Origin of the sequence: Flavobacterium panici, from assembly GCF_024499525.1 — a bacterium.
Lineage (GTDB): Bacteria > Bacteroidota > Bacteroidia > Flavobacteriales > Flavobacteriaceae > Flavobacterium > Flavobacterium panici.
Map to the genome: position 1 here is coordinate 5,710,303 of NZ_CP100437.1, position 21,115 is coordinate 5,731,417.

General features: G+C 31.6%; 22 protein-coding genes. 17 read left to right on the plus strand and 5 right to left on the minus strand.

All coding sequences use genetic code 11. The annotated features are described in order from the left end of the window. Position 1 precedes the first annotated feature (1 nt). Entirely contained in the window at positions 2 to 385 is a 384-nt protein-coding gene (locus NLJ00_RS23840) for a DUF5367 family protein (protein ID WP_256635668.1), read from the plus strand. A 910-nt stretch (positions 386 to 1,295) separates the two neighbouring features. Here the strand turns inward: NLJ00_RS23840 and NLJ00_RS23845 are convergent. Then, positions 1,296 to 2,732: a glycosyltransferase gene (locus NLJ00_RS23845; RefSeq protein ID WP_256635669.1), complete on the minus strand. Its 1,437-nt coding sequence runs from the start codon at positions 2,730 to 2,732 to the stop codon at positions 1,296 to 1,298. A gap of 534 nt (positions 2,733 to 3,266) precedes the next feature. On the opposite strand from NLJ00_RS23845, the gene NLJ00_RS23850 reads away from it, so the two are divergent. Together NLJ00_RS23850 and NLJ00_RS23855 are read left to right on the plus strand one after the other, a co-directional pair. Continuing rightward, positions 3,267 to 3,716: a response regulator gene (locus NLJ00_RS23850; RefSeq protein ID WP_053473950.1), complete on the plus strand. Its 450-nt coding sequence runs from the start codon at positions 3,267 to 3,269 to the stop codon at positions 3,714 to 3,716. Between the two features lie 10 nt (positions 3,717 to 3,726). Then, positions 3,727 to 7,374 carry a PAS domain-containing sensor histidine kinase gene (locus tag NLJ00_RS23855; RefSeq protein WP_256635670.1) on the plus strand — a complete coding sequence of 1,216 codons (3,648 nt, stop codon included), beginning with the start codon at positions 3,727 to 3,729 and terminating at the stop codon, positions 7,372 to 7,374. A 106-nt stretch (positions 7,375 to 7,480) separates the two neighbouring features. Here NLJ00_RS23855 and NLJ00_RS23860 read toward each other — a convergent pair whose 3' ends face one another. Together NLJ00_RS23860 and NLJ00_RS23865 are read right to left on the minus strand one after the other, a co-directional pair. Then, entirely contained in the window at positions 7,481 to 7,858 is a 378-nt protein-coding gene (locus tag NLJ00_RS23860) for a lipocalin family protein (RefSeq protein WP_235992044.1), read from the minus strand. 178 nt (positions 7,859 to 8,036) lie between these two features. After that, on the minus strand, positions 8,037 to 9,062 hold the full coding sequence (locus tag NLJ00_RS23865) for a hypothetical protein (RefSeq protein ID WP_256635671.1): 1,026 nt from the start codon (positions 9,060 to 9,062) through the stop codon (positions 8,037 to 8,039). Positions 9,063 to 9,414: 352 nt separating this feature from the next. Here NLJ00_RS23865 and NLJ00_RS23870 point away from each other — a divergent pair, with 352 nt between their 5' ends. From NLJ00_RS23870 to NLJ00_RS23930, 13 genes are all read left to right on the plus strand, one after another. Next, complete coding sequence (locus NLJ00_RS23870; RefSeq protein ID WP_256635672.1) at positions 9,415 to 9,606, plus strand: hypothetical protein; 192 nt, start codon at positions 9,415 to 9,417, stop codon at positions 9,604 to 9,606. Positions 9,607 to 9,660: 54 nt separating this feature from the next. Beyond that, complete coding sequence (locus NLJ00_RS23875) at positions 9,661 to 11,355, plus strand: tetratricopeptide repeat-containing sensor histidine kinase (RefSeq protein WP_256635673.1); 1,695 nt, start codon at positions 9,661 to 9,663, stop codon at positions 11,353 to 11,355. Positions 11,356 to 11,361: 6 nt separating this feature from the next. Beyond that, positions 11,362 to 12,030, plus strand: a complete 669-nt coding sequence (locus NLJ00_RS23880; protein ID WP_256635674.1) for a response regulator — start codon at positions 11,362 to 11,364, stop codon at positions 12,028 to 12,030. A gap of 158 nt (positions 12,031 to 12,188) precedes the next feature. Beyond that, a complete protein-coding gene (locus NLJ00_RS23885) occupies positions 12,189 to 12,419 on the plus strand; it encodes a hypothetical protein (protein WP_053473943.1) in 231 nt (76 codons plus the stop codon). 1 nt (position 12,420) lies between these two features. Next, positions 12,421 to 12,702 (plus strand): membrane protein insertion efficiency factor YidD, encoded by a 282-nt coding sequence (gene yidD, locus NLJ00_RS23890; protein ID WP_256635675.1) that lies wholly within the window; start codon positions 12,421 to 12,423, stop codon positions 12,700 to 12,702. A gap of 22 nt (positions 12,703 to 12,724) precedes the next feature. After that, positions 12,725 to 13,120 carry a tellurite resistance TerB family protein gene (locus NLJ00_RS23895; protein WP_180858089.1) on the plus strand — a complete coding sequence of 132 codons (396 nt, stop codon included), beginning with the start codon at positions 12,725 to 12,727 and terminating at the stop codon, positions 13,118 to 13,120. A gap of 3 nt (positions 13,121 to 13,123) precedes the next feature. Continuing rightward, positions 13,124 to 14,392 carry an ABC transporter permease gene (locus NLJ00_RS23900; protein ID WP_256635676.1) on the plus strand — a complete coding sequence of 423 codons (1,269 nt, stop codon included), beginning with the start codon at positions 13,124 to 13,126 and terminating at the stop codon, positions 14,390 to 14,392. Between the two features lie 4 nt (positions 14,393 to 14,396). After that, on the plus strand, positions 14,397 to 15,296 hold the full coding sequence (locus NLJ00_RS23905; RefSeq protein ID WP_256635677.1) for a hypothetical protein: 900 nt from the start codon (positions 14,397 to 14,399) through the stop codon (positions 15,294 to 15,296). A gap of 159 nt (positions 15,297 to 15,455) precedes the next feature. Further along, positions 15,456 to 15,899 (plus strand): hypothetical protein, encoded by a 444-nt coding sequence (locus NLJ00_RS23910; protein WP_256635678.1) that lies wholly within the window; start codon positions 15,456 to 15,458, stop codon positions 15,897 to 15,899. Then, the gene (locus NLJ00_RS23915; RefSeq protein ID WP_256635679.1) at positions 15,899 to 16,309 is read left to right on the plus strand and encodes an FxLYD domain-containing protein; all 411 of its coding nucleotides are present in this window, start codon (positions 15,899 to 15,901) and stop codon (positions 16,307 to 16,309) included. The genes NLJ00_RS23910 and NLJ00_RS23915 overlap by 1 nt, the downstream gene beginning before the upstream one ends. Before the next feature lie 21 nt (positions 16,310 to 16,330). Continuing rightward, positions 16,331 to 16,621 (plus strand): DUF3892 domain-containing protein, encoded by a 291-nt coding sequence (locus NLJ00_RS23920; RefSeq protein WP_256635680.1) that lies wholly within the window; start codon positions 16,331 to 16,333, stop codon positions 16,619 to 16,621. Between the two features lie 236 nt (positions 16,622 to 16,857). Next, the gene (locus tag NLJ00_RS23925; protein ID WP_256635681.1) at positions 16,858 to 17,265 is read left to right on the plus strand and encodes a hypothetical protein; all 408 of its coding nucleotides are present in this window, start codon (positions 16,858 to 16,860) and stop codon (positions 17,263 to 17,265) included. Between the two features lie 430 nt (positions 17,266 to 17,695). After that, positions 17,696 to 19,048 carry a GH1 family beta-glucosidase gene (locus tag NLJ00_RS23930; RefSeq protein ID WP_256635682.1) on the plus strand — a complete coding sequence of 451 codons (1,353 nt, stop codon included), beginning with the start codon at positions 17,696 to 17,698 and terminating at the stop codon, positions 19,046 to 19,048. A 127-nt stretch (positions 19,049 to 19,175) separates the two neighbouring features. Here NLJ00_RS23930 and NLJ00_RS23935 read toward each other — a convergent pair whose 3' ends face one another. Continuing rightward, positions 19,176 to 19,541 carry a hypothetical protein gene (locus NLJ00_RS23935; protein ID WP_256635683.1) on the minus strand — a complete coding sequence of 122 codons (366 nt, stop codon included), beginning with the start codon at positions 19,539 to 19,541 and terminating at the stop codon, positions 19,176 to 19,178. Between the two features lie 160 nt (positions 19,542 to 19,701). Further along, a complete protein-coding gene (locus NLJ00_RS23940) occupies positions 19,702 to 20,235 on the minus strand; it encodes a 5' nucleotidase, NT5C type (protein WP_256635684.1) in 534 nt (177 codons plus the stop codon). Between the two features lie 88 nt (positions 20,236 to 20,323). Here NLJ00_RS23940 and NLJ00_RS23945 point away from each other — a divergent pair, with 88 nt between their 5' ends. Next, a complete protein-coding gene (locus NLJ00_RS23945; protein WP_256635685.1) occupies positions 20,324 to 21,073 on the plus strand; it encodes a DeoR/GlpR family DNA-binding transcription regulator in 750 nt (249 codons plus the stop codon). Positions 21,074 to 21,115: the final 42 nt, after the last annotated feature.

Here is a 21,115-nt window from a genome sequence, read left to right on the forward strand (position 1 = left end):
GATGAAATATATCAGAGCTATTTTTTCGGGGATTTTGGTTTGGTTTGCGGTTAGTTTTTCCTTTTATATTTTAGAACAAATTCCCGTTGTAAAAGATTCCTTTTTCTGGCAGTCGGTTATTGTGGCGATTTGTATTGTGTTTTTCGCTATTGGCGCAGCGAAGTTTTATTATCTGAAAAATTATAAAATGAGCGGTTTAAAACTCGGAATTATAATGTCGCTTACGGCTTTGTTTCTAGATGTCATTATTACGGTTCCTTTTGTTGAAATTCCAAACGGACGAAGTTATGAAAGCTTTTTTACAAGTCCTGTTTTATGGATTTTGGCTTTTGTAAATGCAGTTTCTGTTTTTCTTTGGCGAAAGCTAAATAAAAATTTGGTTTAATTTTATATCAAATCGTTTAGAAAAAAACTGCCTCGCCTTTTGAAACAGCTTCTTTATTATTTTACATCTTTTCTTGTTCTGTAGGAACATTTCATTGGTAGAAAATTATATTGTTATAAAGGATTACGTTCCGTAGGAACGTCTGATTGGCTTTTTTTTAATAATCTGAATTATCAAACGTTCCTACGGAACGCAAATGCGGCTGGTCACTATTTTTTTCTACCTACGAAACATTCCTATGGAATGATAAATCGAATATCAAAAAGTGACCGATTAAGTCACTAAAAAAAACAAAAAATTATAGAAAAAGAGGCTGTCTCGACTTTGAGACTGCCTCTTTATTATTTTACATCTTTCTTTGTTCTGCAGGAACATTTCATTTGTAGAAAATTATATTGTTATAATGGATTACGTTCCGTAAAAACGTCTGATTCACTTTTTTTTAATAATCTGAATTATCAAACGTTCCTACGGAACGCAAATGCGGCTGGTCACTATTTTTTTCTACCTACGAAACATTCCTATGGAATGATAAATCGAATATCAAAAAGTGACCAATTAAGTCACTAAAAAAACAAAATAATTATAAAAAAGAGGCTGTCCGACTTTGAGACAGCCTCTTTATTATTTTACATCTTTCTTTGTTCCGTAGGAACATTTCATCGGTAGAAAAATTATATTGTTATAATGGTTTTACGTTCCGTAGGAACGTTTGATTCACTTTTTTTTTAATAATCTGAATTATCAAACGTTCCTACGAAACGCAAATGCGGCTGATCTTTATTTTTTTCTACCTGCGAAACATTCCTATGGAATGATAAAAATTAATCTCTTTAATACCATAAAAAAACTCCTGTTAGTGGAACAGGAGTTTTTCGGATTAATATATAATAGTAGTCAGTGGAATTTATTATCCTCGTGTCAACCAGCCTTTTTTACGAACTGTAATAATTGAGTAAGGTGCAATCCAGAACAATGAAAAGGTATAGAAAACACTATATGAATAGGCCCAAAATGCTTCGCCTAATGAATATCTTTTTGCATAGAATAAAACTGAAAAGCTTGATACCAGCAATATTCCTAAAAGCGCAGAACTGATGAACAATAACGGATGTACTGCAATAAAATAGATCATGAATATAAAAAACGGATAGGTCATTAATATTCTTATAAATTGTTCTGTATACAAAAGTCTTGCTCCCACTTTAGATTCTTTTCTAAAATCTTTCCAAACATATTTTGCCATCATAATGTTTTCACGAACATTGCTTCTTCCCCATCTAATGAACATTTTGTACAATCCAGTATAATCTTCGGGAACGTTTGTCAATACATAGGCATTACGCTGAAACAATACATGATGTCCTTGTTTTAAAATCATATTGGTCATGGCACGGTCTTCTCCAATGTCTGACGGCTGTCCCATAAAAGTCTGGTCAATCCATTCTGGCAGGCAGGCAAAAACAGCTGTTCTTTTGTAAGCTGCTAAAGCTCCAGGCGTACAAAGTACAGAACCTAATGCACTTTCGGCAGAACGCATGAATTCAAAACTCATTACAAAACTTACGTTTAGCATTTTTGGTAAAATTGCTTTTTCATTGTTCAAAACCTGAACGTTTCCTGCAACGGCTCCGCATTTTTCATCTACTACAAATGGACTTACTAAGTTTCTTAAAGTATCTTTTTTAACGATTGAGTCAGAATCAACAGTTACAAAGATTTCTCCTTTTCCTAAATTAAATCCACGGTATAAAGCGTGACGTTTTCCTTTGTTTTGCGGCTGTTGGAAAATAGAAACACGATCGCCTAATTTTAATTTTGCCTGTTGAATCCAGTACCACGTATCGTCTTTACTTCCATCATCGATTGCTAAAAGTTCTAATTTATGAGCCGGAAAATCACTTTCGGCCAGACTCATTAAAGTTTCATAAACTAATTTCCCTTCGTTGTAAGCAGGAACAATTACAGTACAAGTTGGCAGTAATTCATCTGATACAGATTCGATTGGTTTGTATTTGAAATACAGAACTACATTGTACAAAAACATTCCGCCTTTAAAAAGAAATAAGGCTACTGTAATAGCAAGAAAAATTATTCCTCCGGTTGAGTTTAATCTTTCTAAATGCAGCTGATCAAAATCAGGCTGCAATTGAACAACTAAAAGAGATCCTGCAATTAATAATAAAAATGTTGCGGCAAGAACCATGAAACCAAAAAGGCTTTTTGGTCTTTCTATATGTTTTTTGGTTGAGTTGTTGTTTATTTTAAAAATAGAAGGGCTGATTACTTCGCTGCTGATATCGCCTCCTGTATAAAATTGTTTTGAGATAATTGTTTCGCTTTCCATGTCCTTTTGTTTGTATTAATTCTCTAAAATGGCTTTTATCAAATGGTCTTTCTTTGCATTTTTCTTAAGTAAACACCAAAAAAAATTAAAGAGTGACATGTTCCCAATTTGCAAGCGTTGTGCCATTTAGGTTTTAAGCTGGATTTAAGCGGTTTACGAATTATTACATAAAGTAAGGTGTGTAATAATTTTACACTTTGTAGAATGTTTATACAGTTTTTTGTGTGTAAACAGCAGTAAAATAAGGGGTTTTTGAAAGCGCGAAGAAGTGTCGCAGAATATAAAAACGCATCCTTAATTCAAAAATTGTATTTGGTTTTGATAGTTTTTATAATTGTAATTTTATTTTAAAAAAAATGAAAACTTTTACTTACAAAAGAACTATGTATCAAATTATTAAGAGAGAATCTTTTCAGATTTTAATTTAAATGAGTTAATTTTATAGGTATATAAGTAATTTTCCTGCGAAAATTAATTTTATCTTAGCACAAAACAATTCATTTTTGTTTCTATTTTTTAAACATTTTATACTGCATGAACCAACAGATTTACAAAATTTTACTTGCTGACGACGACGATGATGACTGCTCTTTTTTTGAAGAAGCTCTTGATGAACTGTCGCTTGCAACAACTCTTGTAACTGTAAATGACGGCGTTCAGTTAATGAATTTTTTAGATGATAATTCTGGAAAGGATCTTCCTGATGTTCTTTTTCTGGATTTAAACATGCCTAAAAAAAATGGATCTGAATGCCTTACAGAAATCAGACGGATTGAAAGATTAAAAGATTTCCCTATTATTATATTTTCAACTTCTCTTGATACCAAAATTGTAGATGTAACCTACGATATGGGCGCTACATTTTATATTCGAAAACCCGGCGATTTTTCAAAACTAAAAACCGTTATTGAAAATGCACTTATCGCAGCTTCTCAAAATAATTTTAAACAGCCTGAAAGAGCGCATTATATAATTCAACCCTAATTTATATTGAATGAGCCAAGAACATAAGGGACATTATTTTCTAGCCGATGGCGGTGAAATGGGAGTATTAATTCGGTTCAAAGACTGGAGCAAAACTCCTTTAGGTGACCCTGAAAACTGGCCTCAAAGTCTGCGAACCATAACTTCTGTTATGCTCAATAATCCTTTTGGAATGTACATTGCCTGGGGAAAAGATTTTACGCAGTTATACAATGATGCTTTTTTAAAAATTATTGGTTCTGAAAAACATCCTCAGGCTTTAGGAAATTCTCCCAAAGATACATTCTCAGAAATCTGGAATATTACAGAGCCAATGTTTGAAGAGGCAATGCAGGGAAAATCAGTTTCTTTTCCTGATTTTGTTGTTCCTTTAAATAAAAACGGAATTGTAGAAACGTGTTATTTTGATTTTTCTTATTCTCCCATCCGAATTGAAAATGGCGAAGTTGGCGGTGTTTTAGTAACCGTTATTGAAACTACGGCAAAGAAAAAAGAAGTTATAGATCAGGTTGAAGCGCGTTCCAAACTTGAGGAAAGTGAACAAAAAATAAGACAATTGGTTGAAAATGCCCCTTTTCCTATTGCAGTTTATGTGGGAGAAGAAATGCGTATTGAACTCGCTAATGAATCTATTATAAAAGTTTGGGGAAAAGGTCATGATGTAATTGGAAAATCCTATCGCGAAATTCTGCCGGAACTCAACAATCAGTCGGTTTTTGAACAGGTTCTGGGTGTTTTAAAAACCGGAAAATCTTTTCATAATAAAAACGCTCAAATTGATATCACGATAAACAATAAACTTGAAACTTTTTATTTCAATTATAGTTTTACCCCTCTTTTTGATACAAACGGAAATGTCTATGCTGTTATGAATACAGCTGCAGAAGTTACTGATTTACATCTTGCCTCTAAAAAAATTGAAATTGCAGACAAACGTTTCCGTGATACTGTAAAACAAGCGCCAATTGGGATTACTATTTTACGGGGGCCGGATTATATTGTTGAATCTGCAAATGAGGATTATCTTAAACTGGTTGCACGAGAAGAAGAAGATTTTGTGGGCAAACCATTATTTGATTCTCTGCCTGAAGTAAAAGATACTGTTGATTCCTTATTAAAAAATGTTTTAACTACCGGTATTCCTTATCATGGTAATGAAGTTCCCATTCCTTTAAATCGATATGGAAAATTAGGTATTTGGTATTTTGATTTTCTTTATCATCCTTTAAGAGAAGAAAATGGTGAAATTACGGGTATAATTGTTACTGTAACAGAAGTAACAGAAAAAGTCGAAGCCCGTAAAAAAATAGAACAAAACGAGGAACGCTTAAATATTATTGTTGAAGCCAGCGAATTAGGAACCTGGGAATTAAATGTAAAAACACGAGAACCCCGTTATTCGCAAAGATATCTTGAAATTATTGGCGGTTACAAAGAAGAAATTATGTTGTCGCACGAACAATTGTTGCAGCATTTGCATCCGGATGATATGCATATTAGAAACAAAGGTTTCAAAGATGCACTTAGTTTAGGAGCACTTCATTATGAAGTACGTACAATATGGCTAGATAAATCGATTCACTGGATTGAAGGAAGGGGAAAAGTTTTTTACGATGAAAATGGTAATCCGGAGAAATTAATTGGAACAATTAGAGATATTACTGCCGAGAAAAAACACCAGCAGGAAGTAGAACAAAGTGAAAAAAGATTTAGAAATCTCGTGATGCAGTCTCCTGTTCCAAAAGCTATTTTGAAAGGCAGCGAAATGGTTGTTGAAATCGCTAATTTAGCTTTACTTGAAACTATTTGGAACAAAAAAGAAAGTGATGTTCAGGGTAAAAAACTATTTGAAATTTTCCCGGAACTTCTCACTCAAAAATACAGTCAATTATTGAATGAAGTTTTTGCTACGGGAAAAACACATTCTGAAATTGAATCGCCAATACTTATTAACGGAAATAATGGCGAACAGCTTTTTTATATTGATTTTGAATATGCTCCAATATATGAAACAGACAATAGTGTTTCTGGAATCAGGGCCACAATAATCGATGTAACGGAAAAAGTTGAAACCCGAAAGAAAATTGAAGAAAGTGAAAAACGTTTCCGCTCTTTAACAGAAAGTATTCCGCAGTTAATCTGGGAAACTGATGAAAAAGGAAATGCGTTATTTACTTCTGGAAAATGGGAAGAATATACCGGAATAAAACCTGCGGGAGAAACGGAATGGAAAGCGATGATTCATCCTGATGATTATGAGGAAAATATCAAAATTTGGACGCACAGTTTAGAAACCGGACAGGTTTACAGAACTGATGTAAGGGTTTTAAGAAAAGACGGAAGCTACAGATGGCATGCCGTTATTGGTGAACCTGTTCTGGATGAAAATAATAAAATCATTAAATGGGTTGGTGCTTTTACGGATATTCATACCGAAAAAGCTTTTACACATGAACTTGAGCAGCAAGTTACGGCGAGAACCAAAGAGTTGAGCCAAATGTATGATTCGCTTAAAAAAAGCGAAGAACGTTATCATTTAATGATCGAGGAAGTTCAGGATTATGCGATCTTGTATTTAAATCATAAGGGAATTGTTGAAAACTGGAATGTAGGAGCCGAAAAAATTAAAGGTTATAAAGCACAAGAAATAACCGGAAAATATTTTGGCGTTTTCTATACGCCTGAAGATCAAAAAAATAATGTTCCTAATACTTTACTCGAATTGGCCAGAGAAAAAGGCCGTGCCGTGCATCAAGGCTGGCGTGTTCGCAAAAACGGAAATTTATTTTGGGCTAGTGTTGTAATCACAGCGATTCATAATAAGAACAATGATGTAATTGGTTTTTCGAAAGTTACGCACGACTTAACCGAGAAAAAAAGAGCCGACGATAAAATTGAAAGGAATGCCTTAGAGCTGGAACAAAAAAATGCTGAACTGGAACACATGAACAAAGAGCTTCAGTCTTTTGCTTATATTTCAAGTCATGATTTGCAGGAACCGCTTCGGAAAATTCAAACTTTTGCATCACAGATTCTGGATAAGGAATTTGAAAATTTATCAGATTCCGGAAAAGATAAATTCAAAAGAATGCAAAATGCTGCGAAGCGTATGCAGACTTTAATTAATGATTTGCTTTCGTATTCGAGAACAAATATCCAGGAAAGAATATTTGAAAAAGCGAATCTTTCAAATATAATTGATGAAGTAAGAGAGGATCTTAAAGAAGAACTGGAGCAAAAAAATGCGGTGATTGAAAACAACGATATTGGCGAAATAAATATTATCCCCTTTCAGTTTAGACAGCTGCTTTATAATTTAATCAGCAATTCACTTAAATTTTCAAAGCCGGATATTCCGGCCGTAATAAAAATTAACAGCGAAATTGCAAAAGGTTCCCATTTTAAGGTAGATGCTTTAGCTAAAGAAACCCGCTATTGCCATATTACTGTTTCAGACAACGGAATTGGTTTTGAAGCACAATACAGTAAAAAAATCTTTGATGTTTTCCAGCGTTTACACGGAAGGGATCAGTATACCGGAACCGGAATTGGTCTTGCAATCGTAAAAAAAATCGTTGAAAACCATAACGGAATCATTACGGCAAAAGGCGAAAAAAATAAAGGCGCTTCGTTTGATATTTACATTCCGCTGCAATAATTCTTCCCTAAAATTCATAAAAAAAAAAACGGAAATAACTTTACTAAGTCATTTCCGTTTTTATTCCTGATTCTTCGAATTAAGAATTTACCTTAAAACCAATTTCTTATCTGGTATAAACTGTAATTATACCTGTAGTTTTGTCTTTAATTTTCAGTTCTTTATTAGTAAGGTTCATAATGTCACTCGTTGAACTTACATTGCCAACAGTTATTGTTAAATCATTATGTGATCTTACATAAGTTCCTGTAGTTTCTACCAAAGCACAATTCTCACCGCTATAATCACCAATCACTGCTGCGTTACTTACCCTTAGATCTAAATAATCTCTATTGGCAGTACATCCTTCTTGATTTTCCGCTGCATCCACTAATACTTCATTTCCATTTACAATTGTTCCGGTTTTACTTAGATTATATTTTCCTGCTAACGGTACAATTGTTTCTCCTTCATTATCATCGTTACTACAAGACGTAGCAAACATTCCCAAGCTTAAGGCTAATACGAATAATATGTTTTTACTTTTCATGTCGATTTGTTTTTATATTGATTTAATTTAATAATGCTAAATTAAAAGTATAATCTTACATAAATTTCCATGATTTTACGAATATTTTACATAAATCGCATTTTTTTCGAAAAGTCTGTATTCCTCAAGAGATTTATTTTTTTACCACATATTTATGGATAATATAGGGAGTTATTGGTCTTAAAGCTCTGCCGTTTTCCGGATGCATTCCATGGGTATTAAAAAACTCAACACTATCTCCCACCTTAGCGTACCAAACAACAGCTTTTTCATTTTTAAAAAAGGTTGTTGTATCGCAAACCTTAATTCTTCGAAGATCAATAATTCTTTCATCATAAGGTTCAGGCGCGTTAAATGTTCCTATTCCTTCCATTTTCAAATCACAGCTTACTTCTTCATAATGGTCACCAGACCATTGCATGCAATCATTTTTTAGTAAGGCTAAATAAATGATAAAACCTAATCCAGCAATAACTGCTGTAATTCCTAAATATCTCCATATCTTACTTGGTGGTTTGCCTATGTTAACAAAAGTTGATATAGGCGATACTACTTGCGCTGACGTTGATCTTTGATTTTGAAATGATTCAGTTTTTTCAGTAACAAAATTTGGTTCTGATGCTTCAACTGGAATAGGTTCAGATTCCTCACTTTGATTTTCTTCTGGCTCTTCAATTTTTGGATCAATAACATTTTCGTTTTTCACCTCATCTGTCAAATCATCAGAAGAATTTTGTGGACTAAAAAATTTGGTATCTCTAAGATCATTTATTAATTCTAAATCATCCGGATCAATTTGTTTTCTAAACTTGTTAAAAGGTCTCAATTGAAAATCAACAAGTATAGCCGCAAGATCTACAACTTCCATTTTATCTGGATCAGTTTCTCCTTTAAGAAAAGTTTCAATTGGCCTAAATTGATTTGTATTACTTCTAAATTTATTTTTTGTGTTTAGATCAAAAGGAAATCCTAACAGAGTATTAAAAACTACTTGATCATCTTTAGAAACAGGTTTTGTTTCAAATATTTCCCAACATAATTTATTGAGTTTTCCTCTTGTTGGCGCACTCAGATAAATGTAATCTTCTCCATTTTTTACTTCTTCATACTGTTTTATAACAGCCTTTTTATATAAGTCTTCCAGAGTAATGTTATTCATAAGCTCATGTTTTTTTTTGGAATTTCAAGGAATTTTAAGGAATTCTAAGGATTACAAAAAACTAAATCGGAAATCCCGGAATTCCATATCAATACTGCTCTACAACCGCCGTTACTTTGCTTCAACAAAATTAGTTAGCGCTTTGATCTGCAGGTCAAAAACAAATGTACAAAACTAGTTTATTCAAAAAGTGTGGAAAACCGTAAGACGGAGTTTATCCGGGAAGTATAAATAAAAATCTTACTGTTCTACGCACTTCACTTCCCAAACAAAATTTGGTATTGCACTCAACCAAAAACCCGGAAAAGTTCCGGCCAGCAATGCCTATGTCTAATTTTTAAATTTTAAAAAAATGAAATCATTATATTTATTGGGAGCGTGCGCGCTATTGTCAACTACATTATTTTCTTGTACTGCTGACGAATTTGATACAACGAATAAAAAATCTGAAATAAAAAGAGATGTGGTTCGAGACAGCATACAAGCAAGCGAACCAGATGGTCCTGGTGATGATCCAATTAATCTTCCACCACCAAAAAAATAACAAATAAATTCTGTTATTTTTAATAAATGACTAATTTCGGGGAAAGTAATCTTTATGTTACGATCCCCGTTTTTTTGTTTTTTTATCTTTCTTCTTTTTCTTTCCTGTGAGGAAAAAACAAATGTATTGCTTAAACCCAATAAGAATGAAAAAGAAGCTAAAGCAATACAGCAAAAAGCCACAGAACAATTTCAAAAAAGCAATTACAATAGTGCATTTTACTACTTCAATAAATCAAAAATTACATTTGAAAATTTAAAAGACAGTACCAATGTTGTCTACAATTTAATTCAAATGGGTTATATACAACAAATAAACGGCGATTATTACGGAAGTAAAGAGACATTTACAGAAGCTTTGCCTTTTATTAAAAAAAAGGATATTTACAGTGCTGCAATCAATAATTTCTTCGGAATTGCGGACAAGGAACTTTCCATTTATGACGATGCCATATTTTATTATAATCAGGCAATTAACGACTCAAAAGATGTCGCATCCAAACAATCTCCACTAAACAATATTGCCGTTGTTTATATTAAACAGAAAAAATACGACAAGGCTGTTAAAATTCTGGAAGGAATTTTAGAAACTAAAGCATTCGATAAATTTGTAAAAAGTAAAGCAAGAGTAATTGATAATCTCGGATTTGCCTATTTTAAAAAAGGCTTAAATGAAAAAGGACTTCAACTAATGAATGAAAGTCTTGAGTTAAGAACAAAAGCAGATGATTTATACGGAAGTATTGAAAGCCATCTTCATTTAGCAGAATTTTACGCAAAAACAAACATTCAAAAATCAAATGAAAATGCTAAAAAAGCTTACGAAATTTCTACTAATCTAAATAGTGTTGATGAACGTTTGAAGGCATTATCATTTTTAATTTCTAATGGTTCAGGTACAAAATATGCCCAGCAGTATATTTCAATAAATGACAGCATAATCAAAATTAGAAACAACTTTAAAAACAAGTTTGCTAAAATAAAATACGATTCTAAAAAAGAAAAAGACGAAAATCAAAAACTTCGATTAGAAAAAATAGAAAATGAATTATCACTTCAAAAAGTAAAATACCAAAGAATATTTTTCATAATCGGGATTGTATCGCTTTTCTTTCTATTGTTATATTTAAGGAAGTTTTATCAAAATAGAAACCGAATCGAAAAGATAAAAACCGCGTACGATACCGAAACCAGAATTGCAAAAGACATTCACGATGAACTGGCCAATGATGTTTTTAATACCATAACTTTTACCCAGACACAACCGCTGGAAATTCAAAATACAAAAGAAACTTTACTGCAAAAACTCGATCATATTTACAGTCGTGTGCGCGGTATTTCCAGAGAAAATAATGATATCGACACCGGATCAAATTACTCAGATAATTTAAAAGAAATGCTTTCTACCTATAATAGTGATAAGACTAATGTTATTATTACGAATATCGAAAAGGTAAATTGGGATTCTATTGAAGATTTAAAAAAGATAGCAATTCAGCGTGTATTGCATGAATTAATGGTCAATATGAAAAAACACAGCCAGGCTCAATTAGTTGTTTTGAAATTTGAAAATGCTCAAAATACTTTGCTGATAGATTATAAAGACAATGGAAAAGGCTGTGAAAAATCAAAAATTATAAAAAATGGTTTACAAAATATGGAAAACCGTATTCTGGCCATAAAAGGAACTATTACTTTTGAAACTGAACCAGATAAAGGTTTTAAAGTAAATATAACAATGCCTAAATAAAAGCCTATGTTTAAAAAAGTAATAATAGCCGAAGATCTTGATGCAATGAACTTAGGAATTCAGCAAGTTTTAAAAGATTTAAATATTGAAGATTTTCAACACTCTAAATTTTGTGACGAAGCGTTTTTAAAAATACGCGCTGCCATTCAGCAAAATGAACCTTATGATTTGTTAATCAGTGATCTTTCGTTTAAAACAGATCATCGTAAATCGGATATTGCTAATGGAGATGAGCTGGTTCAAAAAGTTCGCGAGCTGCAGCCTAATATTAAAATTATTGCTTATTCTGTAGAAGATAAAAGTTACCGTATTAAATCTCTTTTTGATAATGCCGAAATAGATGGTTTTGTCCTGAAAGGTTTAAATAGTATCGAAGAATTAAAAAAAGCAATCAATATAATTTCAACTTCTGATCAGATATTTATTTCTCCCGAAGTTGCTTCTGCTCTTCAGGAAAAAAACAATTACGAAATTGACGATGTCGATATTAAAATTCTGAAATTTTTATCTGCCGGAACTTCGCAAGATGAAATAATAGAAATTTTTAAAAGCACCGATATCAAACCCAACAGCAAAAGCGCCGTAGAAAAAAGATTGTCTAAACTCAAAGACTTTTTTAAAGCGAATAATACCGTTCATTTGGTTTCTATTACAAAGGATATGGGGATTATTTAATTTCCTTTTTATATTATTATTTCAAGCTCCTTCGGGGGCTTTTTTTATTTCTTCAAGATAAATTTATGGATTATGGATTTCCGTAAAATACTGGTTTCAAATAGGTTTAAGTTTGAATTATTAAAATCAATTTAAATATTAATTAAAATCAAAAAGTTATGGAATTCAAAGTAATACCTTTCGCCGCTTCAATCGATTTAAAGAAAAACACATCAACGCAAATTGCCGAACAATTAGAAAGCGCAATAAAATATCATACCGAACAAGGTTGGAAATATGTCAGAGTAGAAAACATTACAACTTTTGTTAATGCTGAAATAGGATGTTTTGGATTTGGAGCAAGACCCGCCCAAACGCTTTTCACTCACTTAATTGTTTTCGAAAAATAAAATGAAATATTTCATCTTATTAATTATTCGAATGTATTGGATTTTAATTCCTCAGTCTAAAAGAAGAAAATGCATTTTTAAAAAATCCTGTTCTCATTATGTTTTTGAAACAACTCAAAACGAAGGATTAATAAAGGGATTAAAAGCATTTCAATTTCGATATAAAAACTGCAGAGGAAACTTTTCAATTTTTCAAAATCCAATTAATAACGAAATTCAGATGATTCTTCCTTCACAAATAATAATTGATAAAGAGGAAATTGCTGAAAGACTAATTAGATAAACCCAAAAATTATCCAAAAACCATGATAACACTAGAACTAAAAAGCCATTTTTTGAGATTATATCAAATGGCATTATCCGATGATCAATTTGATGTATTAGAACTTCAAATGCTGTATCATTTTGCTGATGAAAGAGGAATTCCGAAAGAAGAATTAGATAAACTTTTTCTAAATCCTGTTAATACAGAATTCATTGTTCCTGAATCTTTAAACACAAAAATTGAATATCTGTATGATCTAACCCGAATTATTTGGGCCGATGAAAAAGTGACCGATGATGAACTAAATATGCTCAGAAAGTATTGCCGAAAGTTTGATTTTCTGGAAGAAAACATAAATGATTTATCTGATTATCTTATTGGCTGCGTTCAGAAAAACATCGGAAAAGAAGAAATTATTAGTCAACTAAACTCTTAAGTTATGAAAACACTTACCCAATTATTTAGTTTAAAAAAATCTGAGGATTCTTCTTTTAAAATTTTCGAAGAAAATGAAGAAGACAGAGAACAAATTAGAATAACATATTATCAAAGCGGTTTCGCAGCATCTGTAAAAGCAACCGGAAAACCTATTGTTTTAAAAGCTTGTCTTCAAAATTTATATATGAGTTTTGAAGATCAATGTCGAAAACAAAAAATGGAGCAAGACCGATTAAAACAGCCTTACCGCGAAGAACAGGAAAAAAACAGAACGGAGCTGAAAAAATCTGAAGCTGCAATTGGTATTTATGAAAAGAAAGAACAGGATATCAATGAAAATATCGACCAGATAAAAAACGAAATTATCGAGGTAAAACGAAATCCTGATAAATACGGAATTGAAGAAGGAAAAGGTTTAAAGGCACAATTTTATATTGGTTTGATTCTGCTGCTGCCCATTACACTTTATGTTTTGGTGTTTTATATTTCGGCCTCTTATTCTGCTTTTTTCAAAGAATTTTCAAATGACAGTTTAACCGCCGCAATTTTTGATGCCGATGCTTTTACAAATGCCTTTAAAGCAAGCTGGCTCGAAGGAGTTTTGGTCGTTACAATTCCGTTTGTTTTTATGGGATTAGGTTACGTAATTCATATGGTTCAAAAAGGAAAAGGCTTCAAAAACATACTTAGATTAATTTCCCTTTTTGCCATTACCTTTTTATTCGATTCTCTTTTGGCTTACATCATTGAGAAAAAAATATACGAGTTTAATAAAACAACCGAATCTTCGCCATACAATTTAAACATTGCTCTTGGACAGCCAGAATTCTGGATGATCATATTTGCCGGATTTGTAGTTTATATTATCTGGGGACTTGTGTTTGATTTTGTCATGAAAGAGTTTGAAAACATTGATAAAATCAGAGCTTTTATTAGAGGAAAAAAAGAAAACTTACTAAACCTTGAAAAATTAAAAGCAGAATACATCAATAAAACCAACGATTTCAAACAGCAGATTGTGACCATTAATGGAAAAATCTCTGAACTTCAATCTAAAATAGATGGTTTTGTTTTTCCTGTAAAAGAATATCTGCACTATCATCATCAATATAAAGAAGGATGGTTTCAGGCTATAAATACCGAAATTGCTCTGCCTCATAAAGAAAAAGTAGAATTACTGGAAGGCTGTGAAAATTTATCTGAAGAACATCTTGGAAAATTAAATTTAGTCGATCCCGATTTTCAACATTTAGTGTATTTTAAAAACTAATATTATGAAAAATACTTTACTCAAAATGGCCTTGTCATTATTATTGATTTTATTTTTTTCATGCAAAGAAGAACCCAAAAATGAAGAAAAAGAAACCGCTGTTAAAAGTTCAGTTTCAGAAAATTATAACATTAGTATTCTTGTTGATTTATCAGACAGAATAAGCCTTAAAAAAAATCCAAATCCAACAATGGAAATCTATGAGAGAGATTTAGGATATATCAAAACGGTTTCTGAAGCTTTTACTCAGCATTTAAAATCAAAAAGAATGAGGCAGATTGATGACAAAATGCAGTTGTTCTTTAATCCGGAACCTGAAAATCCTGAAATTAATTCTATTTCCAAACAGTTAAGAATTACGGTTGACAAAGACAATGCTTCAAAAGAATTTCTCAATTCTATAAACAATACTTATTCATCAAAAACGGCATCAATTTATGAATCGGCGATTAAAGATGATAAATATATTGGTTCTGATATCTGGAATTTTTTTGACAGCAAAGTACAAGATCAATGCATTGAAAAGGATTATAGAAATATCCTGATTATTTTAACCGACGGGTATATGTTTTATGAAGGAACGCAAATTAAAGATGGAAATTTATCCAATTATTTAACCCCGCAGTTAATTAAACAAAATGGTTTAAATACAAACGACTGGCAGAAAAAATTTGAGGATAAAAAATTGGGATTTATTAAAATTGATAAAGATTTATCTAATCTTGAAGTTTTAGTTTTAGGGATAAATCCAAGTAAAAATAATCCATACGAAGAAAAAGTGATTAAAGAATACTGGAGTAAATGGCTTACTGATATGAAAATAAAACATTTCGAAATTAAAAATGCCGACCTTCCTTCAAATATGGATAAAATCATTAAAGATTTTATTTTAGAAAAAGAATAAAAAAACAAAATCTATTTTTTTTTAAGAGGAACTTCATTGTCCTCTTTTTTCTGTTTAAACAAGTTTCATAAAAACTTCTTTTAAAAAATTTACCACATTACGGATTTCCATAATACACTGATTTTTATTGGTTTTACATTTGAATAAAATAAAAAACCAATGAAAGTCAAACAATTATATATCGGGCATATTTTCACATTACTATGTGGAAGTTTAATATATATCTTATTTAGAACTTCAACATTGAAAATGTTCGATTGGTTTGACAAACTAAGAATATTGAACATTATAAATAATCTAAGAAGTTTTACTGCTAACTATTCAAATAATCTTCCAAATATTATTCTTTATTCTCTGCCTGACGGTTTATGGATGTTTTCATATGTAAGTCTCGTCTTGTTTTTATGGAAAAACAAAATTAAAAATGAAAATCTATTTTGGATTTTCATAATTCCAATAATCTCTATTATTTCTGAATTAGGACAGCTTATAAAATTTGTTCCCGGCACTTTCGATTCTTCAGATCTTCTCATGTATCTCTTAGGAACAATTTTACCATTTATAACTTATCGAAAATCAATAACCATAAATTTAATACACTAATGAAAAGAAAAATACAACACTTATTTTCTGCACTAACACTTGCAGGATTTATCTTCATCGCATTTGGAAGTGGAGATGATAACAAAAAGAATTATAAAAATAGCTCAACTACAATTTCCAACGCAGAAAGCTCCGTACCTGATGTAGAAATTATAAAACAGTCTGCAAAATATGATTCATCATTTAATTCCTATATAATACATTGTAGATTAAGAAACAATACAAATGAGTTAATCACTTACTTGGACTTAAAAGCTACCTTTTATGATAAGGATGGAAATATAGTAGGAACAGGAATTGGCAATGCGGTAAATTTTGCTGCTGGTTCAGAAAAAACCGTTGATATTATGGGACTTGATATCCAAAACTGTAATACTTATGAAGTTGAAATCGGAAATATACTAAACTAATAATAATTTAAATCAATAAAAATGGCAGATTCACATGAAATTAAATGTATAAATAAATCTGATAGATATAATATACATGAACGTATTCAAAACATTGGCGGATTAAATCCTGATGGAACAAAATGGAAATTAACTTTAGCCGAAGCAATACAAGGAATAGAAAATAAAAAATGGTTATTCTATGTCAATAATGTTTATGGACAAAGAGTAAATGTAATTATTGCAACAACTGCAAATGGTAATAAATATCTAAAAACAGAAGCTGATACTACAGAAAAAAATAACCTATTAGAATTACCTGAATGTAGATAATCAACAAAATTTACAATTTTAAAAACCTAAACTTGGAGTCATTCTTCTAAATAATTAAGTCCAGAATTTCTCCAAGTTTAAAATTATTTCATCTAAAATAAATTTAATTTAATCTATAAAACCCGTATAAGTACTCATTTTAAAGAGCATAATTCTAATTAGATTTATCGTTGCTTTAAAAACTATAAAATATTTAAAAATAGGATTTTAAGTCTAACCAAATACCACAAAAGCCTATGTCAAAAAACTACCTCATCTTATTTTTATTATTTACATTTTATTCCTGCGAAAAAGCCTCTGCACCGCCTCCACCGCAAATCAATACATTTTATAAACCGGTAATTACAGCAGACGATCGTAAAACAATTACGCCAGAAGAAGCAAAAACATATCATGTAAATAAAACGTATCATTATGAATACAGAACCGGAAATTCTGGAAACTATGAATACAATTATGATGTAAAAGGAATAAATGCAACAGGCGATTCGGTTTTTGGAAATATTAACGTGCAGGGAAAATATGGCGCCGGAATTTTAACGGACACAGTTGCCGAAATAGAAATTAATACCGAATGGATCGCATACGGAAAATTAAAAGCAACTGATAAAAAAGGAAACGAATACAATTTAATTGTCAAATAAAAATACACTAATGAAATATGCTTTACTCTTATTTTTTGTTTTTTTAAGCTCTTTTTCTTCTCCGGATAGCAGTGTTTATATCTGCGGATCAAGCGGATCGAAAAAATATCATTATAAAGAACATTGCCGGGGTTTATCATCCTGCAGGCAGGAAGTGGTCAAAACATCACTCAAACAAGCTCAGGGCCTTGGTTTAACTCTTTGTGGATGGGAAGATTGATTTATCTTCCCATTTTTTATTTAATTATTTGATAATAATGGCTTTACAATAAATTCACATTAGTTTTAGTAATTTGAATAAAACTAATCGTTATGAAATTCTTTAACCTAAATTTCCTGGTATCATTCAAAGAATGGCTTTTTTTAAGAGCTATGCAATCTTCTTTCCTTCATTAATAAGCAGTTTAAAAATAAAGGAAAGTACTATTGAATGAATAAAATTGAAAACTCATTTTTGAACAAAAACCAATTTGGTGAAGATTTCTTGTGGGGTGTTTCTACCGCCGCTTTCCAAATTGAAGGAGCACATGATTCTGACGGAAAAGGTTCTTCTATCTGGGATGTTTTTACTTCTCAAAAAGGAAAAATAAAAAACGGACATCATGCTCTAACCGCCTGCGATTTTTATAATTCTTATCAGGGTGATATTGATTTAATAAAGGAATTAAATATTCCGAATTTTAGGTTCTCTATCAGCTGGACGCGAATTATGCCAACGGGAACTCATCCTGTAAATCAAGCCGGAATAGATTATTACAATAAAATTATCGACTCCTTACTGGCATCTGGAATAGAACCCTGGATTACTATTTATCATTGGGATTTACCACATGAACTCGAATTAAAAGGAGGCTGGACAAACCGCGAATCGGTTTCCTGGTTTTCAGAATATGTTGAAGTTTGTACCCAGTATTTTGGCGATCGTGTAAAAAACTGGATGGTCATTAATGAACCTTCAGTATTTACCGGAGCTGGCTATTTTTTAGGTATTCATGCGCCTGGAAAAAAGGGAATTACCAATTATCTAAAAGCCATGCATCACGTAACGCTGGCTACGGCTGCGGGCGCGAAAATATTGCGAAACAAAGTTCCGAATGCTAATATCGGGACTACCTTTTCATGTACACATATTGAACCGGCAACAGATAGTCAAAAAGATGTTGAAGCCGCAAAACGTGTAGATACTTTATTAAACCGAACTTTTATTGAGCCAATTTTAGGATTGGGATATCCGCAAAAAGATCTTCCGGTGCTTAAAAAGCTTAATAATTATATTTTAGAAGATGATTTAAACAATCTCGATTTCGATTTTGATTTCATCGGATTACAATGTTATACTCGTGAAGTTGTAAAATCGGCCATGTTGATTCCGTACATTGGTGCTGAATTAATAAGTGCCGAAAAACGAAATGTAATTTCAACTGATATGGGCTGGGAAGTTTATCCGCCGGCATTGTATCACGTTCTAAAAAAATTCAACGAATACAAAGGCATCAAAAAAATTATCATTACAGAAAATGGTGCTGCTTTTCCAGACACTGTTACAAACGGAAAAGTATTCGATATAAAACGAACACACTTTATTCAGGATAACTTAGAACAAATCTTAAAAGCAAGAGAAGAAGGTTTAAATGTAGAAGGTTATTTTGTGTGGAGTTTAACCGATAACTTTGAATGGGCAGAAGGTTATAATGCCCGCTTCGGATTAATTCACGTGGATTTCGAAACACAAAAAAGAACCATCAAAAACTCAGGATTGTGGTTTAAAGATTTTTTATCTTAACCCCTCCTTGATAATTTAACCGCAATCCCGATAGCTATCGGGAGCAAGGTATTTTATTTAAATATTTTTAGAAACCGCAAAAGTTCGCAAAGCTTTATTTTAAATATTAGCTTTGCGAACTTTGCGATTAATGAAATCTATATTTATAAGATTGTTTTAAAATTCCAACATGGATTTTACCATTCGTTTTTAAATGCGCAGTTACCATAATATATCTTTCTTCGGGATACTTTATTTCATAATTAAATACTGTGTCCCTTACTTTTATCTGAAGCTGGTGTTTTCCTTCGTCAGAAACTGGCAAATCAGCTGTTTCATAAGAAGGTAATCCCTTTGCCGCTTTTAAGTTAATATCCTGAACTTTCTCTTTATCCAGAAGCACTTCCAGCTTTAAATTATCTAACTTCATATCTGTAGGCTGTTCAAACGAAACAACAAATTTTTTGCATCCAAAAAGGCAAAAAACGATTAATAACAGTAGAACTTTTTTCATAAAAATAATCTTTATTATTTTATAAATATAAATATTTTTATTGATCTGACTGCTATTTTTCAGTATAACCACGAAAGCTTTTTAAATATAAAAAGCCTTTCAGAATTTCTTCTAAAAGGCTTTTCTCTTCAAAAAACAATAAAATTATAACCTTTACAGCTTATAATGTTTCCTTTAAAAACGCAACGGCTTCTTTCCAGTTATTTACTCTTATATGATGATCTTGATTCACATTATGAAATGCAGTGAACATAATAGGTTTTCCCATACAATAATCTAAATTTTTGCAATGATCATCAATCATATAATCGGTATTGATAATTCTTTTGCTGCCGCATAAAATAATATTATCCCATTTAATAAAAGGAAAATGCTCCGCAAGCCAGGCCATTTTTTCTGAAAGTGAAATAGGAAATTCTGTTGCGGCAGACACAATAAAGATTTCAAAATCTTTATCCAATTCAAGTAAACTTTCAACAGCATCGGGCATTACAGGCAATGTTCTAAAGAAGTTTTCTGAATGCAAAAGTTTATGAATAAAATCTCTTTCTTTAAAAGCAACATCAGAAGATAATCCTTTCATACTTTCCTTTGATAAAGTAGTTCCGTGAGCTTTATTGTAATGGTCAATTAATTGTGCGTCAATGTCGGCAAGTACACCATCCATATCTATTGCAATTGTTTTCTTTCTCATTGTAAATTTATTTTGCGGTAAAATTATGCAAAAATTGCAATATATTGCAATTTTTAACTTATTTTTGCAATATAAAACCGCAATTAAAATGAAAAAGGAAGAGCGTCAACAGGTTATATTAGAATATTTATCTAAAGAACATCGGGTAACATCTATAGAATTAAGTGAATATTTAAGTGTTTCAGAAGATACTATTCGACGTGATTTAAAAGAACTTTCAGATCAGGGACTTTTAAAAGCCGTTCGCGGAGGCGCGGTTGCTCCTTCTCCAATTCCTTTGCATTATAGAAAAAGAGAAAAACATGATGTTGAAAATAAAAAGATTATTGCCGAAAAAGCGATTTCCTATCTAAAAGACGGACAAGTTGTTTTTATTGATGGCGGAACAACTTCTGTAGCTTTGGTTTCAAGTTTTCCTTATGATTTAAAATTAACCGTTGTTACAAACAGTTTTCCCGTTGCTTTATTAGTGGAAGATTTACCAAATATCGAATTAATTTTTGCCGGAGGATTAATGAGTAAAACCTCTTTTACAACTTCTGGAATCGACACAATCGATTTTTTACGAAATTTTAGAGCAGATGTTTGTATTCTGGGAATTTGCAGTATTCATCACGAGCGTGGTATTACAGGCGTTTTATATGATGATTCTCAAATTAAAAAAAGCATGATTCAGAATTCTAATTTTGTTATTGCACTGAGTTCTATTGAAAAAGTAGGAACGGCAGAAGCTTATTATATTTCTCCAATTACAGATATCGACGTTTTGGTTACCAACATTTCTCCTGAAGATGAAATTTTAAAAACATATAAAGAGATAGGTTTGACTATTCTTTAAATAACAAATAAAAAAGCCTTTCAGAATTTAATTTCCGAAAGG